The following is a 4,589-nucleotide window of genomic DNA, read 5'->3' as shown; positions in this document are numbered from 1 at the left end:
GCCGGCTTCCAGTCGATCGGTCCCTTCAACCGCGCCTTCAAGGCCGATACCGGCCTCACGCCGACCGAATTCCGCCGTGAGGCGATGATGCGCGCGCCATCGGCAACATCCGCACCGGATGACAATCTGAAAATCGGCCGGCCTGATCGAGAATTCGGCTAGCCGAATAGCTGATCCGGCGAGCAGGAAATAGCCCGGTCCGGCAGGTTTGCTATCGCCGATTCACCTGAGCCGAGGCCTGCCATGGTACCTACCAACTCCCTCGCCCGCGCCCCGGAACGCCTGCACGCGCTCGACGCGGTGCGCGGCTATGCGCTGCTGCTCGGCATCGTGCTGCACGCCACTATCTCCTTCGTGCCGGCACCGACCCGGTTCTGGATCATCCAGGACAGCCATCCCAGCTTGACACTCACCGTTATGTTCTTTGTCATACATGTGTTCCGGATGACCACGTTCTTCGTCATCGCCGGCTTCTTCGGCCATATGAGCTTTCATCGCCGCGGCGGCGCGGGTTTTATCAGGGACCGCCTGCAGCGCATCGCGCTGCCGCTCATAGTCGCCTGCCCGATCGTGTTCACGGCCGTAGTCCCTGTGGCGAACTGGGCCGCAAACTTCCCCAATGGCGGCCCGCCGCCCGGCGCGCCGGGCTGGCCGCCGGTGCTGCCGGCATTTCCGCTGGCGCATCTGTGGTTTCTCTACGTATTGCTGCAGCTTTACGCCGCCACGCTGCTGCTGCGCGCGGGCATCGTCTGGCTGGACCGGGACGGCCGCATCCGCGCCGTAGGCGATCGCGCGCTGCTCTGGGCAATGCGCAGCCCGCTGGCGCCGGTCGTCCTCGCCGTGCCGATCGGCATCGCCTTCAACCTCGACCCGCGATGGCTGGTTTGGCTCGGCGTGCGGACGCCGGACCAGTCGCTGATCACCAATGCGCAGGCGCTGATCGGCTTCGGCACGGCGTTCGGCTTCGGCTGGCTGCTTCATCGCCAGACCGACCTGCTCAAAATTCTCGAGCAGCGCTGGCTGTTCAACCTGGTGCCGGCCATCGTCCTGATCGCGGTGTGTCTCGACCTCGGCTTTATCAGGCCACCTTTGCCGGCCCCCCTCCGCTTCGTCGCCGCGACCTGCTACGCGCTGGCGATCTGGACCACAACCTTCGCCATGATCGGCACCGCGCTACGTTTCCTGTCCGGCTACAGCGGCACAAGGCGCTATCTCGCCGACGCGTCGTACTGGATGTACATCATCCACATCCCGATCGTGCTGACGCTGCAGGTCGCGGTGTCGCAGTTGGACTGGCCGTGGCCGGCGAAATTTGCGGGGATTTTGCTGGTGGCGATTCCGGTGATGCTGGGCAGCTATCATTTGCTGGTGCGCCACACCTTCATCGGCGCCGTGCTCAACGGCCGTCGCATTCCGCGGCGTGACGCAAATGTCGGCACGGCCGCCAATTCGGCGGCGATGTAAGAACAGGATTGTGGCGAGGCACAACGGGCAAACGTAGGATGGGTTGAGCCCTTGCGAAACCCATCCCACCGACGCCTGAGAATGATGGGTTTCGCTGCGCTTTACCCATCCGACGACTACTACATCGGCCATTGTCATGCATCGCAGCTTCCACGGTTTCCAAAGGCGATATATAGATCGAACCTGGGCTTGCCTATCCAGCTCCACGATAGCTATCGTATGGATTGCCCTCATTCATCCGGTTGTCTGGAATCTCGCAATAGATAGAACTATTTGAGGCGCGTTCGGAACATGGCTACACTTCCCGGTCAAAGAGCCCAATTCACATGGTCGCTCAATCAATACAATCTCGCTGAAGATCCAGAAAATAGGGCCTATTTTGCAAAAAGCATGGCGAAATACATCGCGGCAGCGCCTGCTAACGGATTCACCCCAGAACAGGTCACACAAGGTCAGCCTTATCCGAAGGCTGAAGTAACCCAATATCTGACCAATTATGCGGAGCTCGACCAAACATCCGGGATCACCGAGGGCCAAGCTATAGAGCAACTCGCCGAGACAGTTGATACGTCAGACGTCTTAAAAATTGGCGAGGGGAACCGTGTAGTGTATGCATACGGCTATCAATGCGCTCCCGATAGATTGAAAATTGGGCTAACGGAGGGCGACACTCTTCAAAGGATTGCAGCTCAGATTGCGACGAGCACGCCCGATAAGCCTATCCTGAAACTCGAAATTCGCACGCATGACTGCTCGTCGTTGGAAAAGGCGATCCATGCTATCCTCAAATATCGTGGCCTCAAGGTCGAAGGCGGTGGCAAAGAATGGTTCAGAACAACGCGTGAAGAGATCGTGAAAATCTACGAGACCGCGTCGCAAAATATCCAACAATTATAGCCGGCGCAGGCGCCGGCACGCCGTATACCCACCACGGCAAGCCACAATCCGGAATGACTCGGCAATAGAGCGGCAGTGGCGCGGAATTCCCGCATATCGCTGCGCTCATGCGGGCTGCCAGCCGCCGCTTTAGCGGCGAACGCCGTAGAACGGCGATGCCGGCAACAGCGCTGAATTGATGTCGCCGTCGCCGGTGCCCTGCTGGGTGAAGCCGGCCTCCAACGACAAAGTGACATTGGCCGAGGGCTGGAACGCGATGCCGGCGCGGGCGCGGTAGCCGGCCGCGATGCTGGCATCGGTGCTGAACGGCGCCAGCGGACTGCCGAGGCCCGGCCGATAATTCAGGCTGTCGAAGCCGGCATAGACCGAGACCGGCAGATTGCCGGCACCCTTGAAATTGTAGCCGGTCAGCGTGCTTTGCCAGGCGAGCGCGCCGAAAGCCGACGCCGCGCCGGCCTGGCCCATACCCAGGCCATTGAGACCGACGCTGCCGGCCTGGCCGCTGACAAACAGGCCGGTGCGGAAATTGTCGCGCCAGTCGCCGTCGCGGGCGGGCGCGTCGAAACCCGGAAAATTGCCATAGGTGGTGGCGCCGCCCGCGCTGCCGCCAAACCCGAACGGCCCGCCAGGCAGCCAGTATTGCACCGGCGCGACCTGGGCCTGCGCCGCCTGCCCGGCCAGGCACAGCATCGCGACGGCGATGGCGCGGATGGCTTCGCGGTTGAAAATCGACATCGGGGCACCCCGTGACATGCGTGGCCAGTCTACGGCACCGACCGCGCCAAGGCCAGCGAGCGCAGGATCGAATGACCGACGCAAAGTCGCAGGCGGGATCAGGCGCGCTCTTGTCGACCGAGGTCCGCCGCGCGAAGACGGATGCGCCGTAACGCGCCGTCCGGAAAATGGCCGGTTACGCGCTGCGCGCTACCCCACCCTACGAGTCCGAGCTTTTCGCCGCGCGCAGCTTGGCCCAATAGTCCAGACGCTTGCGGATCTCGCGTTCAAAGCCGCGGTCGGGCGGATCGTAGAATTGCTGGCGGCCCATCGCTTCCGGGAAGTAGTCCTGGCCGGAAAAGGCCTCCGGGGTGTCGTGGTCGTATTGATAGCCGCCACCATAGCCTTCGGACTTCATGAGCTGGGTGGGCGAATTCAGGATGTGTTTGGGCGGCAGCAGGCTGCCGCCCTCTTTCGCCGCGCGCATCGCCGCCTTGTAGGCCATGTAGACCGCGTTGGATTTCGGCGCGGTGGCGATGTAGACGACGGCCTGCGCGATCGCCAGCTCGCCCTCGGGATGGCCGAGAAAATCAAAGGCGTCCTTGGCGGCGTTGCAGATCACCAGCGCCTGCGGATCGGCGAGGCCAATGTCCTCGACCGCCATCCGCACCACCCGGCGCGCCAGGAACAGCGGGTCCTCGCCGGCGTCGAGCATCCGGCACAGATAATACAAAGCGGCGTCGGGGTCGGAGCCGCGCACCGATTTATGCAGCGCCGAGATCAGATTGTAATGGCCGTCGGCTGATTTGTCGTAGATCGGGGCGCGGCGCTGCAGGATGTCCTGCAACTGCACGGCGTCGAAGCTCTCGTTGGTACGCGCGGCGCGCCAGACCTCTTCGGCCAGCGTCAGCGCGGCGCGACCGTCGCCATCGGCCATCCGTACCAATACGGCACGGGCCTCGTCATCGAGCGGCAATTTCTTGCCTTCGACCTTTTCGGCGTGGACGTAGAGTTTCTCGATCGCGGCCGAGTCGAGCGACTGGAACACCAAGACGCGCGCGCGGGACAGCAAAGCGGCGTTCAGTTCGAACGACGGATTTTCCGTGGTGGCGCCGACCAGCACCACGGTGCCGTCTTCCATCACCGGCAGAAACGAGTCCTGCTGCGCCTTGTTGAAGCGATGCACCTCGTCGACGAACAGCAGCGTGCCCCGCCCCATCTCGCGGCGGGACCGCGCAGCCTCAAACACCTTCTTGAGGTCGGCGACGCCGGAGAACACCGCCGAAATCTGCTCGAAATGCAATTCGGTGGCATCCGCCAGCAGCCGCGCCACGGTGGTCTTGCCGGTGCCGGGCGGGCCCCAGAACACCAGCGAGCCCAGCGTGCGGGTCTCCAGCATCCGGGTCAGCGCGCCGTCGGGACCAAGGATGTGATCCTGGCCGACCACGTCGGACAGCACGCGAGGCCGCAGCCGCTCCGGCAGCGGCTTTGGCGCGTCCTGCTCGAGCCCCGCG

At 63.3% G+C, this 4,589-nt stretch carries 4 protein-coding genes and 1 pseudogene; 3 read left to right on the top strand and 2 right to left on the bottom strand.

What is annotated here, in order from left to right; genetic code table 11:
* From Q0S16_RS11275 to Q0S16_RS11265, 3 genes and pseudogenes are all read left to right on the top strand, one after another.
* Positions 1–162 (top strand): annotated as a pseudogene (locus tag Q0S16_RS11275) (AraC family transcriptional regulator); the annotation flags it as partial.
* An 81-nt stretch (positions 163–243) separates the two neighbouring features.
* Complete coding sequence (locus tag Q0S16_RS11270) at positions 244–1,464, top strand: acyltransferase family protein (protein WP_295848218.1); 1,221 nt, start codon at positions 244–246, stop codon at positions 1,462–1,464.
* Positions 1,465–1,755: 291 nt separating this feature from the next.
* On the top strand, positions 1,756–2,361 hold the full coding sequence (locus Q0S16_RS11265) for a GIY-YIG nuclease family protein (RefSeq protein ID WP_295848216.1): 606 nt from the start codon (positions 1,756–1,758) through the stop codon (positions 2,359–2,361).
* A 129-nt stretch (positions 2,362–2,490) separates the two neighbouring features.
* Here the strand turns inward: Q0S16_RS11265 and Q0S16_RS11260 are convergent, their stop codons facing one another.
* Both Q0S16_RS11260 and Q0S16_RS11255 read right to left on the bottom strand, forming a co-directional pair.
* Positions 2,491–3,096 (bottom strand): hypothetical protein, encoded by a 606-nt coding sequence (locus Q0S16_RS11260; protein ID WP_295848214.1) that lies wholly within the window; start codon positions 3,094–3,096, stop codon positions 2,491–2,493.
* Between the two features lie 199 nt (positions 3,097–3,295).
* A partial coding sequence (locus Q0S16_RS11255; protein ID WP_295848212.1) for a replication-associated recombination protein A occupies positions 3,296–4,589 on the bottom strand: 1,294 nt, incomplete at its 5' end.

Source organism: Tardiphaga sp., assembly GCF_025356345.1.
Classification (GTDB): domain Bacteria; phylum Pseudomonadota; class Alphaproteobacteria; order Rhizobiales; family Xanthobacteraceae; genus Tardiphaga.
Note: the sequence above shows the minus strand (reverse complement) of the source record. Positions and strands in the feature narration are given on the sequence as shown.